Origin of the sequence: Bradyrhizobium sp. ORS 285 (genome assembly GCF_900176205.1) — a bacterium.
Lineage (GTDB): Bacteria > Pseudomonadota > Alphaproteobacteria > Rhizobiales > Xanthobacteraceae > Bradyrhizobium.
The window spans coordinates 7,044,774-7,063,213 of the sequence record NZ_LT859959.1; the positions used below are offsets into that span (position 1 = coordinate 7,044,774).

Consider the following 18,440-nt stretch of genomic DNA (forward strand, 5'->3'; position numbering starts at 1 on the left):
TTTCGCGGGGATGACACCGTTGTTGGGGTTGGCCAGCGCCGCCCGCAACGATTGAAATCTAGCCATACACGAACGCGGGATCATCCAGGTCGATCGCCGGGATCTGGTCCTTCTCGCTCCAGTAATCCTGGCTGTGCTGCCATTCCGGCTTGTCGCCACGTTTGGGCAGCAGATGCATGTTGCGCATCATGTAGCCGGGATTGAAGTTCTCCGGATCGATCCAGGGCAAGAGCGGCATGTTGTGGTCCTCCGGACGCAGCGCCGGCGTCACCTTCTGCACGCCCTTCGCCTTCATATGCGCGAGCAGCCGGCACACGAACTCCGCGACCAGATCCGTGCGCAGCGTCCAGCTGGCGCGGAAATATCCGAACACCCAGGCGAGATTGGGCACGCCCGTGAACATCATGCCGCGATAGGTCACGGTATCGCCGAAATCGAGCGGCTTGCCGTCGACGGTGAACGCGATGTCGCCGAGCACGCAGAGATCGAAGCCGGTCGCAGTGATGATGACATCCGCCTTGAGCTCATCGCCGGATTTCAGCTTGATGCCGCTCTCGGTGAAGCGCTCGATCTCGTCGGTGACGACCGACGCCTTGCCGCTCTTGATGCCCTCGAACAGATCGGCGTCGGGCACGAAGGCGATACGCTGACGCCACGGCCGATAGCTCGGCGTGAAGTGCTTGGCGGCGTAGTCAGGTCCGATGATGGCGCTGATCTGCCCGATCAGCTCCTTCTTCACCTGCTCGGGCTCGCTCAGGCAGCGCTTGGTGAACCAATCCTGCTCGAACAGGATCTTGCGCCGGACGATCTCGTGGATCCATTCCTCCTTGACCTGCAGCCGGCGCAGCTCCTCGGCCAGCTCGATCGCGTTGCGGCCGATGCGGAAATAGGTCGGCGAGCGCTGCAGCATCGTGACATGCGCGCATTTGCCGGCGATCGATGGCAGGATCGTTGCAGCCGTCGCGCCGGAGCCGATCACGACGACCTGTTTCCCCGTGAGATCGAGATCGTCCGGCCACACCTGCGGATGCACGATGCGGCCCTTGAACGTCGACATCTCGGGCCACTCGGGCGTGTAGCCCTTCGAGTGTCGATAATAGCCCTGGCACATCCACAGGAAGTTCGCCGTGATGGTGACGGGCTCCTGATGCTCGCCTTTCACAGCGTGGACGGTCCAGAGGTTGGTCGCGCTCGACCAGCTTGCGGAGACGATACGATGTCCGTAGCGGATGTGGCGGCCGAGATCGTTTTCGTCGATCACGTCCCCCATGTATTTGAGGATCTCATCCGCGGTCGCGATCGGCGGCCCGACCCACGGCTTGAAGCTGTAGCCGAAGGTATGCAGGTCGCTGTCGGATCGGATGCCGGGATAACGGTGCGTCCGCCAGGTGCCGCCAAAGCTGTCCTGGCTCTCCAGGATCACGAAGCGCGTGTCGGGCATCTGCTTGGCCAGCTGATAGGCGCTGCCGATGCCTGAGATGCCGGCGCCGACGATGAGCACGTCGAAATGTTCGGTCGCGTGAGAGGACGCGGCCTCCCGGATGGGCGCGATGACGTTCATAGGAGTCCTTGGGCGTTGGTCTTGTTGTTTCCTCGCCTGACAGGCTGAACCTGATCACGACGATGGTCAACCCGCGAGCGCGAGCCGCGACCGAGCCCTGAACGATCTTAATTTCCGCCGAGCGGCATGCCCCATTGTCGCGCCGTCTGCACGACCCAGTCGCGATACAGGGTGAGCGGCGTAACGCCGGTCATGCCGCCGCAGCCGTCACCAAGATTGGGCCCCGTCGACCATGAGATGACGCCAATCAGCACCTCGCCTTGCGCCTGCCTCTCGAACGCAGGGCCACCGGAATCACCGGTGCAGCCGCCGAGCCCGGCCCGCGCGCCCTGCGTCGCGGGATCGACGAGTCGGATCTGCAACGTTCCGGGCTTGCCGGTGGCGACCAGCGACGCTGCGCGCACCACACCACCGCTCTTGCCATCGCCGGGGACCGCGACGCCGATGCCTGCGACCGTGAAGGGATTGCCGGCCGCCAGCGGCGACTGTGGCACGCCGAGCGTGGCGGGCGCACGTTCCTTCGCCGGCACCTCCAACTCCAAGAGCGCAACATCGGCAGTGGCGCGATGAACCAGAATGGACTGCAAGCTGAAGCTCGGATGGACCGCCACACGCCGGACCGTCTTGAGCTGCGGCCTGCGGTCGCGATCGTATTCCACGATGCGGTAATCGACGCCCGGCTGCACGCAGTGACCGGCGGTCAGGACCAGCTTTGGAGCGATCAAGGCACCGCTGCAGAAATTGCCGCGCGAGCCGACGATCGTGACCACGGATCGCCCGATCCCGTCGTCCAACGCGGGCGCGTTGCCGACGATGGCGAGCGCCGGCGAAGCAGCGAGCAGAGTGGCGGATGTGATCGAGAGAAGCAGCTTCATCGTGGCAGCAATAGCGGCTGCCGCGGATATCGCCAAGTGAATCGCTAAGCGAAGCGCCAAGTGAATCGCCAAGCACGGTGTCCCGTGTTAGCTGTCACTGAGGGGAAGCGAACGAAGGACAGAATAAGTGATGGTCGAGGCGGTGATCTTTGATTTCGGCGGCGTGATGACGACCTCGCCCTTCGAAGCCTTCGCGCGGTTCGAGAAGGAGCGCGGCTACCCCATCGACATCATCCGCAACACCAACGCCGCGAACCATCTCGAAAACGCCTGGGCGAAGTTCGAACGCGCCGAGATCGACCTCGACACGTTCGACCGGCTGTTCGCCGAGGAATCCCTGGCGCTTGGCGGCGCCGCGATCCATGGCCGCGAGGTCCTGCCGCTGCTGGCGGGCGACCTCCGCCCCGACATGGTCGAGGCGCTCCGCCGCATCAAGTCGGAGTGCAAGACCGGCTGCATCACCAACAACCTGCCGGCCAATGCGATCGGCAGCCAGGGCGGCCGCTCGTTCTACGTCGCCGAGGTGATGGCATTGTTCGATCATGTGATCGAGTCGGCCAAGATCGGCCGGCGCAAGCCGGACCCGCGGATCTATCAGATGATGACCGAGGCTCTCGGCGTCAGCCCGTCGGATTGCGTCTATCTCGACGATCTCGGCGTCAACCTGAAGCCCGCGCGCGAGATGGGCATGACGACGATCAAGGTGGTGAGCGCTGAGCAGGCAATCACCGAGTTGGAGGCCGCAACGGGGCTCTCGTTGCGCTGATCGTCGCTGCGACGAGCTTCGCGACAGCGCTTCTAGCTAATAGTTCGTCGGCTTCGCCCGCTCTGGAAACGCCGCGGCCAGCGCTGCGCCATCGGCCTGCAGCACGCCACGCTCAGTGATCAGCCCGCTCACGAGCCGCGCCGGGGTCACGTCGAACCCGTAATTCGCCACCGGTGATCCCGGCGGCACGATGCGCACCGTTTCGATCCGGCCATCGGCGGTGCGGCCCGTCATCTCCGTCACCTCGTGCGCACTGCGCTGCTCGATCGGAATCTGCCGTCCCTCGGCGACGGCGAAGTCGATCGTCGGCGACGGCAAGGCAACATAGAACGGCACGCCGTTGTCGTGAGCCGCGAGCGCCTTCAGATAGGTGCCGATCTTGTTGCAGACGTCGCCATTGGCGGCCACGCGATCGGTGCCGACAATGGCAAGATCGACCATGCCATGCTGCATCAGGTGACCGCCGGTGTTGTCGGGAATCACCGTGTGTGCGACGCCATGATGGCCGAGCTCCCAGGCCGTGAGCGAGGCACCCTGGTTGCGCGGCCGGGTCTCGTCGACCCAGACGTGGATCGGAATGCCGCGATCATGCGCAAGATAGATCGGCGCCGTCGCCGTGCCCCAATCGACCGTCGCCAGCCAGCCCGCGTTACAATGGGTCAGCACGTTGACGACGTCACCAGCCTTCTTGCGCGCGGCTGCGGCCTCGATCAGCGCGAGGCCATGCGCCGCAATGCCCTGGTTCATCGTGACGTCCTCGCCGGCGATGTCGACCGCCCGCGCATAGGCCGCATCACGTCGCTCCGACGGCGCCAGCCGGCGCAGCATCGTGCTCATCGTGTCGAGCGCCCATTTCAGGTTGATAGCGGTCGGCCGCGTCGCGATCAGCATGTCATAGGCGCGGTCGATGCCGGGATCGGAACGGTCGTCGCGCATCGCCAGCGCCATGCCGAAGGCGGCCGTGGCACCGATCAGCGGCGCGCCGCGCACCAGCATGTGGCGGATCGCGTCCGCCGCCTCCTCGCAGGTGGTGATCTTCGCCACCACGAACTCGTGCGGCAGCCGCCGCTGATCGATCGCGCAGACCGACCAGCCGTCCGCATCGAGCCAGATGCTGCGATAATGCTTGCCGTCGACCTTCATCGCCCGCCCTCGACTCAGTTGCGCAGAATGCGGCCGGCGACCGCATCCAGTTTCTTCAGCAGTTCGGGATCGCGCGCCTCCGGCGCAGTGATCAGAGCGGTGTCGAGCGCCCGGTCGGAGCCGATCGGGCACGGCTCATGTTCGTGCGGAAGCTCACGCGCCAGCCGCGCGACCAGCGACTTGGCTTTGTCGGCATTGGTGGTCAGCACGCGGATGATATCCTGCACCGTGACCGCGTCATGGTCCGGATGCCAGCAATCGAAGTCGGTCACCATGGCGACCGTCGCGTAGCAGATCTCGGCCTCGCGGGCGAGCTTGGCCTCGGGCATATTGGTCATGCCGATCACGGAGTATCCCGCCGCCTTGTAGGTCATGCTCTCCGCATAGGTGGAGAATTGCGGCCCCTCCATGCAGACATAGGTGCCGCCGCGCGCGATCGTGATGCCCTCGGCTTCCGCTGCAGCAGCCAAGTGAATGCGCAGCCGTGGCGATACCGGATGCGCCATCGACACATGCGCGACGCAGCCCTTGCCGAAGAACGAGCTCTCGCGCTTGTAGGTCCGATCGACGAACTGATCGACCAGTACGAATGTGCCCGGCGGCAGCTCTTCTTTGAAGGACCCGCAGGCCGAGAGCGACACCAGGTCGGTCACGCCGGCGCGCTTCAGCACGTCGATATTGGCGCGATAGTTGATGTCGGACGGCGACAGCCGGTGTCCCTTGTCGTGACGCGGCAGGAACACGATTGGCAGGCCCGCAATGGTTCCGCGGCGCAACGGCGCGGACGGCTCGCCCCAGGGGCTCGCGATCACCTCCTCGCGCGCATCTTCCAAGCCCGGCAGATCATAGATGCCCGATCCGCCGATAATGCCAAGCACAGCCTTCGTCATGACGTCCCCATCTCCAGCCGAGATGAGAATGCCAGTTTTGGACCGGGTTGGAAACCGTGACGCCGACTGAATCCGCGACCGGATCAGGCCGCCTTTGCTGCCGCCAATTGACCTGCGACGAGACGCTCAAGCGTCGCCACCGACTGGAAGTTCTCCGGCGTGATGAGCTCCTGCGGAATCGTGAAATCGAACTCCGCCTCGATCGCCAGCATCAAGTTGACCATGTCCATCGAGGTCAGGCCGACATCGACGAGCTTCGCGTCGCTCGCCACGTCGGCGGGAATCGAATTCTGCACGAGAATGTCACGGACCAGCGCGACAACCCGCTTGCTGATATCGGCTTCGAAACTCGACATACGAAACTCTCTTGCTCACAGCGAAAGATGATCCACCGACGCATCGGTCGATCGACCGGCGACACCTAACGCATTCCGCTGCCGAAAAGGTTACGCGACGCGCTCGTTCCATTGGTGAATTCGCTTTAACGCTAACGCGATCGAGAGAATCGTTCGGATCAAAACAACTCGGAATTAACCCCCGCCCCGGGATTCCACGGCGTTTACCCTGAATTTCGTCGACGCATTTGAATCAAATCCATACCCTGCGTTGTAGTGCAGGGCATCGATGCACGTGCTGACAGGCACGTCCCGATCTCTCAACAAGGCAAAATCCGGAGCACAGATCGGTCATGACACTCCAGGGAACCGCACTTCGTAATCCCGTCTCCGAGGATGGTGAGAGCCTGCTGCTCGATCGCAGCTCCCTGTTTGTCCAGCGTAGCAATGCCGTTGCCGCTCAGGCCGCCGCAGAGGCCGAAGAGGTCGATCGTGACGGGCGTTTTCCCAAGGCCGCGATTGACGCCGCCCGCGAGCACAGGCTGCTCGGCATGCAGATTCCGGTCGAATTCGGCGGCTTCGGCGCATCGGTCCACGACGTGGCCGACGTCTGCTACGCGCTGGGACGCGCCTGCGCCTCCAGCGCCATGATCTTTGCCATGCATCAGACCAAGATCGCCTGCCTCGTGCGTCACGGCCGCGGCAACGCCTACATGGAATCGCTGATGCGCCGCATCGCATCCGAGCAGCTGTTGATGGCCTCGTCCACCACCGAAGGACAGAATGGCGGCAACATCCGCGCCAGCGCCGCCGCCGTCGGACATGACGGCGACCGCATCACCCTGCTGCGCGACGCCACCGTGATTTCCTACGGCGCCGAGGCCGACGGCCTCGTTACGATCGCGCGCCGCGCCGACGGCGCTGCCGCGTCCGATCAGGTGCTGCTGGCGCTCACGAAGGACGACTACACGATCGCGCGGACGCAGGGCTGGGAGACGCTCGGCATGCGCGGCACCTGTTCGACCGGCTTCGAGCTCAAGGTGGACTGTCCGTCCGACCGGGTATTTCCCGAGGCCTATGACCGCATTCACGCCCAGACCATGACCCCGTTCGCGCATCTCTGCTGGTCGTCCGCCTGGGCGGGTATCGCCGCCGCAGCCGTGCAGCGGTCGCAGAAGTTTCTCCGCAAGGCCGCACGCGGCGCCGGCGGACAGATGCCGCCGGCTGCCGCGCATTACACGGCGGCGAAGATGGCACTGGCGCGGCTTCGCGCGATGATCGTCACCACCATGGATGCGTTCGCGGCCCACGAATATGACGAGCGGGCGCTCAGTTCGCTCGATTTCCAGTCGACCATCACTCTTCTCAAGGTTCAGGCGTCCGAGCTTGCGGTCGAGACCGTGATGCATGCGATGCGCGCCTGCGGGCTATCCGGCTATCGTAACGATGGCGAGTTCTCGATCGGCCGACATCTGCGCGACGTGCTGTCCGCGCCGATCATGATCAACAATGACCGCATCCTCACCAACATCGCGACCGCCAACCTGATGAGCGCCGTGCCGAACTCGCTCTACGAATGATCTCATCGCTCGCTCGCCTGTTTTCCATTTAGGGATTTGAGACATGACCATTCCCGTTCTGCCGCAGTCGCCCGAGATTGCCCCTCAGCCGGTCGACGCGCTGGACCATCTCACCGACGCTCTGTTCCACCGCATGGGCGCGGACGGCGTCTATGCCCGCACCGCTCTGTATGAAGGCGTGGTCGAGCAGCTCGCCGCGCTGATCACGCGCCATCGCGAACCCGGCACCGAGGTGATGCGCTTCCCGCCGGTGATGAGCCGGGCGCAGCTGGAGAAATCCGGCTACCTGAAGAGCTTCCCCAATCTGCTCGGCTGCGTCTGCGGCCTGCACGGCACCGAGCGCGACATTCACGAGGCGGTGGCACGTTTCGACAAGGGCGGCGACTGGACGACGTCGCTGTCGCCGGCGGATCTCGTGCTGTCGCCAGCCGCCTGCTATCCGGTCTATCCGATCGCGGCCAGCCGCGGCGCGCTGCCGGTCGGCGGCCTGCGCTTCGACGTTGCCGCGGACTGCTTCCGCCGCGAGCCGTCGCGGCATCTCGATCGGCTGCAATCGTTCCGCATGCGCGAATATGTCTGCATCGGCACGCCGGACGACGTCTCCGCCTTCCGCGACCGCTGGATGACGAAGGCGCAGGCGATCGCAAGGGATCTCGGCCTGTCGTTCCGCGTCGATCACGCCAGCGACCCGTTCTTCGGCCGCGTCGGCCAGATGAAGGCGGTCAGCCAGAAGCAGCAGTCGCTGAAGTTCGAGTTGCTGGTGCCGTTGCGCTCCGAGGAGCAGCCGACGGCGTGCATGAGCTTCAACTATCACCGCGAGCATTTCGGCACGACCTGGGGCATCGCCGACGCCGATGGTGCACCCGCCCACACCGGCTGCGTCGCCTTCGGCATGGATCGCCTCGCCGTCGCGCTATTCCACACCCACGGCATCGATCTCGCAAGCTGGCCGTCGCGCGTGCGCGAGGCGCTGCGATTGGAGCGCCAGCCGGACGTCGTCGGCTGACCGACCGGGAGCTCCGCAGGACAGCTCATGACCGCGCTCAAGCCGCTGATCCGGTGCCGCGAGATCGGAGACTCCGATCTGGACGCGGTCGCCGATCTGCTGGCGCGCGGCTTTCCCCAGCGAACGCGGCGTTACTGGTCCGATGGCCTGCGCCGGCAGGCGACACGCGCGGCGCCCGACGGCTATCCTCGCTACGGCTATCTGCTCGAGCATGACGGCCGTGCCGTCGGCGTGCTGCTGCTGATCTATCGCGATCGCGGCACCGCGTCGAAGCCGCAGATCTGGTGCAATCTTTCGAGCTGGTATGTCGAGCCGGGGTTCCGCAACTACGCGACCATGCTCACCCGAATCGCGCAGCGTCTGCCCGAGGTGACCTACGTCAACATCAGCGCCGCGCGCCAGACCTGGCCGATCATCGAAGCGCAGGGCTTTCGCGCCTATTGCAAGGGCCTGTTCTTCTCCATGCCGGCGTTTTCGTTCGCGGGCATAGGCGCTCGCATCGAGCCGATGACAGAGGGTGCACCGCCTCCGTATGGAATTCCGTCCGACGAGGCCGACCTCCTGATCCGCCACGCGCAGTACGGCTGCCTGAGCGTCGTGGTCAGGTCCAAATCCGCTGCAATTCCGCTCGTCTTCCAGCAGGTCCGCATCCGGCAGGGGCGTTTTGCATTGCCTGCGATGCAGCTGGTCTATTGTCGCAACATATCGGATTACATCGCCTACGCCGGCGCGGTCGGCCGCTATCTGCTGCCTCGCGGCTATGTATCGGTCATGATCGATGCCAACGGACCGGTGGCCGGTCTCATCGGCGTCTATACCGAGCGCCGCGGACGCAAGTACATCAAGGGGCCGCAACCGCCGCGGCTCGGCGATCTCAGTGACACCGAGCTTCCGCTCTATGGCGCCTGACCTAGGCGGCGGCTCTGACGGAATGCGCATGGTCCCAATACAATCTCCGCGCCCGGTTGAACACCGGGCCGATCGGCAGCGTCCTGTCGTCGATGCGGATGACAGGGGCGACCTTGGCGAAATTGCCGGATGAGAAGATCTCGTCGGCCTTCAGAAAGTCCTCGTAGCGCAGCGTCGTCTCGACCACGCTGACACCGTCACCGCGCAGCAGCTCGATCACACGCTGGCGGGTGATGCCGTTGAGGAAGGTGCCGTTCGGCACCGACGTGAAGACGACGCCGTCCTTGACCATGAACACGTTAGCGTTGCCAAACTCCGCGACATTGCCGAGCATGTCGAGCATCAGGCAGTTGTTGAAGCCGCGCGAGGCTGCCTCGATCAGCGCCCGCGAATTGTTCGGATAGAGGCAGGCGGCCTTGGCGTCGACCGGCGCGCATTCGGCGGTCGGCCGCCGGAACGGGGACAGCGTGATCGCATTGCCGGTCGGCTGCGGCATCGGTGCTTCGTAGATGCACAGGCACCAGTTGGTGGTCTCGGGGTCGAACAGCACGCCACCGCCGGCGCCATGCTGCGCCCAATACATCGGGCGGATGTAGAGCTCCGCATTGGCACCGAAGCGCGCGATGCCTTCGCGCGCCAGTCCCATCCAGGTCTCCACATCGACGACCGGCTTGAGCCGGAAATTGACGGCCGACTGATTGACCCGCGCGCAGTGGCGATCGAGGTCCGGCGTGACGCCCTCGAAGGCCCGCGCGCCATCGAACACGGTCGATGCCAGCCAGGTCGCATGGGTTCGCACGCCCATGATCGGCGCATTGCCCTCGCGCCAGTCGCCATCGAAGAACGTCCAGGTCTGCGAGTAGCTGACAGGCTTGACGATATGGGTCATGACGGCGCTCCCGTTCAACAGAGATCGATCCTGCCGTTCTGGCGTGGAGATTTTAAGGATCTGCTTGCCGCCCCGCCGCTCATGATCGATTCACGCTTCGCTGGCATACTGCCCGCCACCTTGGTTAACCTGGAACCCGCATGCCGCTCGACCCTCGCGCCCAGCGCCTGCTTTCGATGCTGGCCGCTGCTGCGCCGGCAGAGCGCGAGCGTCCGAGTCCCGAACAGCGCCGGCAGTCGCTCGCGAAACTCATGCAGTTCTCGCGCAACGATGTCGGTCCGGTTACGACGACAGATGGGCGCTGCTATGGTCCGGCAGGGGCCCTGCACTACCGGATGTATACGCCTGCGCCGGCCGGCGAACTCGCCCAGTACGATGACGGTGCACTGCTTCCAGGCTTCGTGTATTTTCATGGCGGTGGACTCGTAGCGGGCAGTATCGAGACTCATGACAAAGTCGCCGCGGCCCTTGCTGTGGCCTCGGGATGCCGACTGCTCTCCTTCGACTATCGTCTCGCGCCGGAGCATAAGTTCCCCGCAGCGGTCGATGATGCGCTTGCCGCGGTGGAGTTCGTCGTCCGTCACGGCGCTCTGCTCGGCGTCGACAGCAACAGAGTCGTGATCGGAGGCGATTCCGCAGGCGCCACGCTCGCGGCCTTTCTCTGCCAGTACGCGGCCAGCGTCGGCGGCCCCAGGATTGCCGCGCAATGCCTGATCTGCCCGGTGCTGGATTCCTCGGAACCTTGGCCATCGCGCGGATTGTTCGGGACCGGCTACCTGCTCGACAAGGCCACATGGGAGGCTGACCTCGCCGACTACCTGGCGCCGGATATCCCTCTCGATGAGCCGGTCGTTTCGCCGTTGAGTAATCCCGTCCTCATCGGATTGCCCCCCGCCGTCATCCATACCGCCGAATTCGATCCGATGCGCGACGAGGGCAACGCCTACGCCGTGAGGCTCGCGGACGCCGGCGTCAGCGTCGCGCATGTCTGCCACGAGGGCATGATTCACAATTTCCACGCGCTCGGCGCGCTGCTGCCGCAGGCGAGGCCGGCGCTCGAGCTGATCGGGCATCAACTCCGGTCTTTGCTGCACGCTCCGGCTCCCAGTTAACTCGAAGTTTCTCGATGAGACATCGTTAGGGTTATTTCGTCGTTCTTGTCGCGAATTATGGACCGCTTTACGCCTGCGCTCCTACAACGTCGGTACTCGCGGATGACGTGCAGCTCGCTTCGTTGATCGAAGCGGCATGGAGATCGCCGATGCGCAACGAGACGATTGCAACCCACGCCGGCTACGAGCCCGAGGGCACGACCAAAGCGGTTGCGGTTCCGATCTATCAGACAGCCGCCTACGCCTTCGACAGCGCCGATCACGGCGCCGCCCTGTTCAACCTTGAAGTCGAGGGCTACCGCTACAGCCGAATCTCCAACCCGACGACAGCCGTGCTGGAGAAGCGCGTCGCCGAGCTCGAAGGCGGCGTCGGCGCGCTCGCGGTCGGCACCGGCCAGGCCGCGCTGCATTTCGCCTTCGTCAATCTCGCCGATGGCGGCGGCAACATCGTCTCGGTGCCGCAGCTCTACGGCACGACGCACACGCTGCTCGGCCACATCCTGCCGCGGCAGGGCATCACCGGACGCTTTGCCGAAAGCGATCAGCCCGACGCGATCGAGCGTCTCATCGACGAGAACACCAAGGCGGTGTTCGCCGAGACGATCGGCAACCCCGCCGGCAATGTCTGCGACATCGAGGCGCTGGCCAAGGTCGCGCACCGCAACGGCGTGCCGCTGATCGTCGACAACACGGTCGCGACGCCCATCCTGCTGCGGCCGTTCGACTACGGCGCCGACATCGCGGTGCATTCGCTGACCAAATTCCTCGGCGGCCACGGCACGACGCTGGGCGGCATGCTGGTCGATAGCGGCAACTTCCCCTGGAAGGACCACGCCGACCGCTTCCCGGCCTTCAGCCAGCCGGACACGTCCTATCACGGCATGGTCTACACCGACCATTTCGGCCGCAGCGCCTACATCCAGCGCGCGCGCAGCGTCTATCAACGCACGATGGGCGCGGTGCTGTCGCCGTTCAACGCCTTCCTGCTGTTGCAGGGTATCGAGACCGTGGCGCTGCGCATGGAGCGTCACGTCGAGAATGCGCGCAAGGTCGCGGACTTCCTGCGCAACGATCCGCGCGTCGCCTGGGTCAACTACGCCGGCTTCCCGGAAAGCCCGTACTACCCGCTGGTGCAGAAATATCTCGACGGCCGCGCCTCCTCGCTGTTCACCTTCGGCATCAAGGGCGGCATGGAGGCCGGCAAGGCGTTCTACGACGCGCTCAAGCTGATCACGCGGCTGGTCAATATCGGCGATGCGAAGTCTCTGGCCTGCCATCCGGCTTCGACCACGCACCGGCAGATGCCGCCCGATGATCAGCGCAAGGCCGGCGTGCTGCCCGAGGCGATCCGGCTGTCGATCGGCATCGAGCACATCGCCGACATCATCGAGGATCTCGACCAGGCGCTGGCGCAGGCCTGTCCGCGTCAGCTGGATGCCGCGGAATAGAGCGCCCAGCCGATGACCCTGCTGTTCGACAGAGATCGCAGGATCACGAGCCCTGCCCTCGCGCCCACCGGCGGCGAGCGTCGCGTGCGTGATCCGATCGAGCTCACGATCGGCCTCGTCAATAACATGCCGGACAGCGCCCTGAAGGCAACCGACGTCCAGATCGCGCGGCTGCTGCAGCAATCGGCGCCGTGGCACGTCCGCATCCGCCTGCACTGCTTCTCGCTGCCGTCGATCGCACGCTCGCCTGTGGCCAGCAGCCACGTCGCCCAGACCTACACCGACATCGACCGGCTCGATGGCCTCGATATCGACGGACTGATCGTCACTGGAGCCGAGCCGATCGCAGCGCGGCTGCGCGACGAGCCTTACTGGCCGGACCTCACCGCCATCATCGACTGGGCCAAGACGAACACGAAGACGACGATCTGGTCCTGTCTCGCCGCGCATGCCGCGGTGCTGCATCTCGACAACGTCGAGCGGCAGCGGCTGGCTCACAAATGCTCCGGCGTTTTCGACTGTGTGAAGGTGCGGGACGACTGGCTGACCCGCGGCATCGACACCCCGCTGCAGGTGCCGCACTCGCGCCTCAACGCCGTCAACGAGCCGCTGCTGGCGGAGCGCGGCTACGACATCCTGACCCGGTCGGCCGAGATCGGCGTCGACATCTTTGCGCGGGAGATGCCGAGCCGCTTCGTGTTCTTCCAGGGCCATCCCGAATATGACGCGCTGTCGCTGCAGCGTGAATACATGCGCGACATCGCGCGGTATCTCGCCGGGCAGCGCGACGACTATCCGCGGCTGCCGAAATCCTATTTCAGCGCCGAGACCGAGGCGGTGCTGAACGCGTTCGAGCTGCGCGCCAAGGCGCGGCGCGATCCGACCTTGGCGGCCGAGCTGCCCGGCCTCACGCTGCGCCAGGATCTCGCGGCCGGCCACGCGGCCAAGCTCCTGTTCAGGAACTGGATCGGCTATCTCGCCGACGGCTAATGCCATAGCGGATCATCCTTTCTCGCCCAGCGAGGCCAGCGCGGCATTGCCGCCCGCAGCTGCGGTGTTGATCGTCAGCGTCTGCTCGGTCGCGAAGCGTGCGAGATAATGCGGCCCGCCGGCCTTTGGCCCCGTGCCTGACAGCCCGCAGCCGCCGAACGGCTGCACGCCGACGACGGCGCCGATCATGTTGCGGTTGACGTAGATGTTGCCGATCGGCAGCTGACCAACGCGATCGGCGAGCTGGCTGATGCGCGAATGCAGGCCGAAGGTCAGGCCATACCCGGAGGCGGCGATCGCCCGCAGCGTGCGCTCGAGATCCTCGCCGCGATAGCGCACCACATGCAGGACGGGGCCAAACACCTCCTGCTCCAACTCCTCAGGCCGCAGCAGCTCGAACACATGCGGCGCCACGAAGCAGCCGGTGTCCGGCGAAGATCCTGCGTAGTGCACGCGAGCGCTCATCTTCATGCGCGCGATGTGCTGATCGAGCCGCGCCTTGGCCTCCGCGTCGATCACCGGGCCGATATGGGTCGACACATCGCGGGGATCGCCGATCCGCAGCTCACGCGCCGCGCCCGCAATCATCGCAATGATGTCGTCGGCGACATCATCCTGCACGCACAACAGACGCAGCGCCGAGCAGCGCTGGCCGGCCGAGCGGAACGCCGAGGTCACGACGTCGTCGGTGACCTGCTCAGCCAGCGCCGTCGAATCGACCAGCATCGCATTGATGCCGCCGGTCTCGGCGATCAGCGGCAGGATCGGCCCCTTCCGGTTCGCGAGCGCGATGTTGATCGCACGCGCGGTGTCATAGGAGCCGGTGAAGACGACACCAGCGATCGCCGGGTGATCGACTAAGCGAGCGCCGATGGCGCCATCGCCTGGAACGAGCTGCAGCGCCGAGGCTGCGATGCCTGCCTCATGCAGCAGCCGCACCGTTTCGGCTGCAATTAGCGGCGTCTGCTCAGCAGGCTTGGCGACGACGGCATTGCCGGCCATCAACGCCGCCGCGATCTGCCCGATGAAGATGGCAAACGGGAAATTCCAAGGTGAGATCGCGACGAAGACGCCTCGCGGCCGCAGCCGCAAGGCATTCGACTCGCCAGTCGGCCCGGGCAGGCCGAGCTCGACACCGAACAGGGCTTCGCCTTCGGCGGCGTAGTAGCGGCAGAAGTCCACGGCCTCGCGGATCTCGGCGATGGCATCGTCGAGGGTCTTGCCGGCCTCGATGGCCAGAAGATGAATGAGACGCGCTCGGCGCTGCTCGATCATGTCAGCCGCGCGCCGCAACGCCTTGGCGCGTTGTGCGGCGGTGGTCATGCCCCAGGACGTCAAGCCTCCGACCGCCGCCGCAACCGCGCGTTCGACCACCGCCGCATCGGCTTCGATCACTGTGCCGGCGATCACGCCCGGATTGAACGGGCTCGTGAGCTGGCGCGACGTGCCGTCTCGGGCGACGCCGTCAATGATGGGCGAGGCCGCGGCCGGAGCGGCGCCAGCTCCCGCGATCTCGGCGCGCAAGGCATTCAGCGAGGCGTGATGCCCGAGCTCGATGCCCTGCGAGTTGCGACGCGTCGGGCCGTAGAGATCGCGCGGCCGCACGATGTGCGGATGACGCGCGGCTTCCGGCTTGCCGACGATCTCGGCCTCGCTCGTCACCAATTGCTCGACCGGGATATTGGGATCAGCCGCGACCGACACGAACGACGAGTTCGCGCCGTTCTCGAGCAGGCGGCGGACGAGATAGGCCAGGAGATCACGATGCTGCCCGACCGGCGCATAGGTCCGGCAGGCGATGTCGGGATGCAGCTCGCGCAAGCTCGCATACAGCGGGTCGCCCATGCCGTGCAGACGCTGGAACTCGTAGCCGCCGCTGCCGCGGGCCTCATGCACGATGTGGGCGACCGTCAGCGCGTTGTGGGTCGCGAATTGCGGGAAGATGCGGCTGCGCTGCGCCAGTAGCTGGCGCGCGCAGGCGAGGTAGTTCAGGTCGGTCATCGCCTTGCGCGTGAACACCGGATAGTCGTCGAGCCCGCGCTCCTGCGCGCGCTTGATCTCGGTGTCCCAATAGGCGCCCTTGACCAGCCGGACCATGAAGCGGCGATCATGCTTTGCTGCAAGATCCGCGATGAAGGCGATGACCTTCTCCGCGCGCTTCTGATAGGCCTGGATCGCAAGACCGAAGCCCTCCCAACCTGCGAGAGCAGGATCAGCCACGACGCGCGCGATCACGGCCATTGATAGATCGAGCCGATCGGCCTCCTCGGCATCGACGGTGAAGTTCAGGTCGTACGACTTGGCCTGCCTCGCGAGATCGATGACCACCGGCACCAGCTCGCGCAGCACGCGGTCGCGGCTGATCTCCTCGTAGCGCGGATGCAACGCCGACAGCTTGACCGAGATGCCCGGACGCTCCAGCAACGCCGCGTTGCCGGCGGCACGCCCGATCGCAGCGATCGCCGCCGCATAGGACTGCCGGTAGCGCGCGGCATCATTGGCGGTGCGGGCGCCTTCGCCCAGCATGTCGAAGGAGTAGCGGAACAGCCGGCCGGTGCCGGAATTGGCGCGGTCGAGCGCCTGGGCGATGGTCTCGCCGAGCACGAAATGGCTGCCGAGCAGCTTCATCGCCTGCCGCGCGGCGGTGCGCACCGTCGGCAATCCCAGGCGGCGCGCGAGGCCGGCGACCACGCTCTCCGGCGTCTCGCCCGGTGCGATCACGCGCGCGGCGAGGCCGAGCGCCCAGGCGGAGGCGGTGACCAGAGGCGTGTGCGACTTGACCTCGTGATGCAGGAAGTCGCTGCGGCCGAGCTTGTCCTCGATCAGCCGATCGGCGGTGTCGTCGCCGGGCACCCGCAGCAGCGCCTCGGCGAGGACCATCAGGGCGAGGCCCTCATTGGTGGACAGCGAATATTCCTGCAGGAAGTCGTCGATGCCGCCGAAGCGCGAGGCCTTGGCGCGGAGGCCCTCGATCAGCCGCCGCGCGGTGGCCTTGACGGCAGGTAGGTCGGCGCCGTCCTGGGCGCGCAGCAGGCGGTCGGCGATTGCGACATCGTCCTCGGCATAAGCAGGTGAGAAGACCGTTTCGGCAGGCTGCGCGTTGGTCATCCGGTGTCGTGCTCCGCGGCAATGCGCCTGCGGTCAAACTTTGTGATCCACCGCTGCACGCCGTCTGATACATTGGCGCGGCAGTTCCCCAGCGCAAGGATTCCATGGCCCGTCGCACCGGCAGCGCCGATCTCCCGCTCCATTCCGGGCGCGTACCGGCCTGGCTGGGCCTGCGCATGTCCGCGCTCGGCGCGATCATCACGCAGGCGATCGTGCATCATTACGGCCGCGACGAATTCCTGGCGCGGCTGTCGCATCCGTTCTGGTTCCAGTCGTTCGGCGCCGTGATGGGGATGGACTGGCATTCCTCGGGCATCACCACCAGCGTGATCGGCGCCCTGAAGCGCGGACTGAAGCCGCTCTCGGCTGAGCTCGGCATCTATGTCTGTGGCGGCCGCGGCGAGCATTCGCGCAAGACGCCCGACGAGCTGCGTCTGCTCAGCGACCGGCTCGGTCTCGACGGCGAGGGATTGGTGCGCACCAGCAAGCTGGTCGCCAAGGTCGACAGCGCCGCCGTGCAGGACGGCTTCGACCTCTATCTGCATGGCTTCTTCGTCACCGCCGACGGCAAATGGACCGTCGTGCAGCAGGGCATGAATGGCGAGGCGCGCCAGGCCCGCCGCTACCACTGGCACTCGCCCGACATTGCCGACTTCGTCGACGCGCCGCATAGCGCGATCGATGGCCCGGCGCAGGGCGAGATCGTCAATCTCACCGACAAGCGCGCGGCGCCGTCGCGCAACGCGCAGCTCGAGCTCCTCACCGAACTCGGCCCCGACCGTGTCGTCACCGAGTTCGAGCGGCTGAGCACGCCTGCGCCGATGCACGCGCAAGCGATGCTGCCGCATCTCGTCATGCCGGACCATCACGACGTCAGGCCGAAGGACGTGTTCGCCCGGCGGCTGCACGGCACGCTGGCGGCCGCCGCCGAGCGCGGGCCGGTCGATTTCCCCGAATTGCTGCTCACGCCGGGCGTCGGCGCCCGCACGGTGCGCTCGCTCGCGATGGTCGCCGAGGTCGTGCATGGCGCGCCGTATCGCTTCACCGATCCCGCGCGGTTCTCGCTGGCGCATGGCGGCAAGGATCGGCATCCCTATCCCGTGCCGATCAAGGTCTATGACGACACCATCCGCGTGCTGAAGTCGGCGGTCGGCAACGCCAAGCTCGGCCGCGACGAGGCGATGGCGGCGCTGAAGCGGCTCGACGATCAGGCGCGGCGGTTGGAGCGCTCCGCCACCGGTCCCTCGCTCGATGCCTTCATCGCCACCGAGCGCGCCGCCTCGCCCGAGCTCGACGGCCGCTCGGTGTTCGGCTGGGAGCGCGACCTCATCCAGCGCACCGGCGAGGCGTGAGAGCATGCCAGCGCGCAGCGCGGGCGTGCTCGCCTTCCGCCGTCGTGGCGGCACGCTCGAGGTGCTGCTGGTGCATCCGGGCGGACCATTCTGGCGCAACAAGGATGCCGGCGCGTGGTCGATCCCGAAGGGCGAGTTCGGCACTGGTGAGAGCGCCGAGGCGGTCGCGCGGCGCGAATTCGCCGAGGAGCTCGGGACCGTACTGATCGCGCCGCTGATCCCGCTCGGCGAGATCAAGCAGCGCGGCGGCAAGGTGGTCGAGGCCTTTGCCGCCGAGACCGATCTCGATGCCGACGCCATCGTCAGCAACACCTTCGAGCTCGAATGGCCGCCGCGCAGCGGCCGCATCCAGCGCTTTCCCGAGGTCGACCGCGCTGCGTGGTTCGATCTGACCGAGGCGCGTGCCCGCATCAATTCGGCGCAGGCGGCGCTACTCGATCGGCTCGTGGAGATGAGCGGAGGGTGAGCCTTCACCA

Annotated in this window: 16 protein-coding genes; 9 read left to right on the forward strand and 7 right to left on the reverse strand. The window is 65.9% G+C overall.

What is annotated here, in order from left to right; genetic code table 11:
• Positions 1–58: 58 nt before the first annotated feature.
• Both BRAD285_RS31660 and BRAD285_RS31665 read right to left on the reverse strand, forming a co-directional pair.
• Positions 59–1,561, reverse strand: coding sequence for an NAD(P)/FAD-dependent oxidoreductase (locus BRAD285_RS31660; protein WP_006615086.1), 1,503 nt, complete (start codon positions 1,559–1,561; stop codon positions 59–61).
• A 107-nt stretch (positions 1,562–1,668) separates the two neighbouring features.
• Positions 1,669–2,436, reverse strand: a complete 768-nt coding sequence (locus BRAD285_RS31665) for a trypsin-like serine protease (RefSeq protein ID WP_035648627.1) — start codon at positions 2,434–2,436, stop codon at positions 1,669–1,671.
• A 130-nt stretch (positions 2,437–2,566) separates the two neighbouring features.
• On the opposite strand from BRAD285_RS31665, the gene BRAD285_RS31670 reads away from it, so the two are divergent.
• Entirely contained in the window at positions 2,567–3,202 is a 636-nt protein-coding gene (locus BRAD285_RS31670) for an HAD-IA family hydrolase (protein ID WP_172889898.1), read from the forward strand.
• A gap of 36 nt (positions 3,203–3,238) precedes the next feature.
• Here the strand turns inward: BRAD285_RS31670 and mtnA are convergent, their stop codons facing one another.
• From mtnA to BRAD285_RS31685, 3 genes are all read right to left on the reverse strand, one after another.
• Positions 3,239–4,345 carry an S-methyl-5-thioribose-1-phosphate isomerase gene (gene mtnA / locus BRAD285_RS31675; RefSeq protein ID WP_006615083.1) on the reverse strand — a complete coding sequence of 369 codons (1,107 nt, stop codon included), beginning with the start codon at positions 4,343–4,345 and terminating at the stop codon, positions 3,239–3,241.
• Between the two features lie 14 nt (positions 4,346–4,359).
• Positions 4,360–5,235, reverse strand: a complete 876-nt coding sequence (locus BRAD285_RS31680) for an S-methyl-5'-thioadenosine phosphorylase (protein ID WP_006615082.1) — start codon at positions 5,233–5,235, stop codon at positions 4,360–4,362.
• 83 nt (positions 5,236–5,318) lie between these two features.
• A complete protein-coding gene (locus tag BRAD285_RS31685) occupies positions 5,319–5,591 on the reverse strand; it encodes a phosphopantetheine-binding protein (protein WP_006615081.1) in 273 nt (90 codons plus the stop codon).
• 332 nt (positions 5,592–5,923) lie between these two features.
• Here BRAD285_RS31685 and BRAD285_RS31690 point away from each other — a divergent pair, with 332 nt between their 5' ends.
• Genes BRAD285_RS31690 through BRAD285_RS31700 form a run of 3 tightly spaced genes read left to right on the forward strand, consistent with a single transcriptional unit; the run spans position 5,924 to position 9,065 of the window.
• The gene (locus BRAD285_RS31690; protein ID WP_006615080.1) at positions 5,924–7,150 is read left to right on the forward strand and encodes an acyl-CoA dehydrogenase family protein; all 1,227 of its coding nucleotides are present in this window, start codon (positions 5,924–5,926) and stop codon (positions 7,148–7,150) included.
• 43 nt (positions 7,151–7,193) lie between these two features.
• Positions 7,194–8,156, forward strand: coding sequence for an amino acid--[acyl-carrier-protein] ligase (locus tag BRAD285_RS31695; protein WP_006615079.1), 963 nt, complete (start codon positions 7,194–7,196; stop codon positions 8,154–8,156).
• Positions 8,157–8,183: 27 nt separating this feature from the next.
• Positions 8,184–9,065: a hypothetical protein gene (locus tag BRAD285_RS31700; protein WP_006615078.1), complete on the forward strand. Its 882-nt coding sequence runs from the start codon at positions 8,184–8,186 to the stop codon at positions 9,063–9,065.
• Position 9,066: 1 nt separating this feature from the next.
• Here the strand turns inward: BRAD285_RS31700 and BRAD285_RS31705 are convergent, their stop codons facing one another.
• Positions 9,067–9,954 (reverse strand): branched-chain amino acid aminotransferase, encoded by an 888-nt coding sequence (locus BRAD285_RS31705; RefSeq protein WP_006615077.1) that lies wholly within the window; start codon positions 9,952–9,954, stop codon positions 9,067–9,069.
• Between the two features lie 140 nt (positions 9,955–10,094).
• Here BRAD285_RS31705 and BRAD285_RS31710 point away from each other — a divergent pair, with 140 nt between their 5' ends.
• The 3 genes from BRAD285_RS31710 to BRAD285_RS31720 all read left to right on the forward strand — a co-directional run bounded on the left by BRAD285_RS31710 (position 10,095) and on the right by BRAD285_RS31720 (position 13,504).
• On the forward strand, positions 10,095–11,066 hold the full coding sequence (locus BRAD285_RS31710; protein WP_006615076.1) for an alpha/beta hydrolase: 972 nt from the start codon (positions 10,095–10,097) through the stop codon (positions 11,064–11,066).
• A 149-nt stretch (positions 11,067–11,215) separates the two neighbouring features.
• Positions 11,216–12,514, forward strand: coding sequence for an O-acetylhomoserine aminocarboxypropyltransferase/cysteine synthase family protein (locus BRAD285_RS31715; protein WP_006615075.1), 1,299 nt, complete (start codon positions 11,216–11,218; stop codon positions 12,512–12,514).
• Between the two features lie 12 nt (positions 12,515–12,526).
• Positions 12,527–13,504: a homoserine O-succinyltransferase gene (locus BRAD285_RS31720; RefSeq protein ID WP_006615074.1), complete on the forward strand. Its 978-nt coding sequence runs from the start codon at positions 12,527–12,529 to the stop codon at positions 13,502–13,504.
• A gap of 12 nt (positions 13,505–13,516) precedes the next feature.
• On the opposite strand, the gene putA is transcribed toward BRAD285_RS31720, so the two are convergent.
• Positions 13,517–16,612, reverse strand: a complete 3,096-nt coding sequence (gene putA / locus BRAD285_RS31725; RefSeq protein ID WP_006615073.1) for a bifunctional proline dehydrogenase/L-glutamate gamma-semialdehyde dehydrogenase PutA — start codon at positions 16,610–16,612, stop codon at positions 13,517–13,519.
• Positions 16,613–16,716: 104 nt separating this feature from the next.
• Here putA and BRAD285_RS31730 point away from each other — a divergent pair, with 104 nt between their 5' ends.
• Both BRAD285_RS31730 and BRAD285_RS31735 read left to right on the forward strand, forming a co-directional pair.
• Complete coding sequence (locus tag BRAD285_RS31730; protein WP_006615072.1) at positions 16,717–17,964, forward strand: DUF763 domain-containing protein; 1,248 nt, start codon at positions 16,717–16,719, stop codon at positions 17,962–17,964.
• 4 nt (positions 17,965–17,968) lie between these two features.
• Positions 17,969–18,430: an NUDIX domain-containing protein gene (locus BRAD285_RS31735; RefSeq protein WP_006615071.1), complete on the forward strand. Its 462-nt coding sequence runs from the start codon at positions 17,969–17,971 to the stop codon at positions 18,428–18,430.
• Positions 18,431–18,440: the final 10 nt, after the last annotated feature.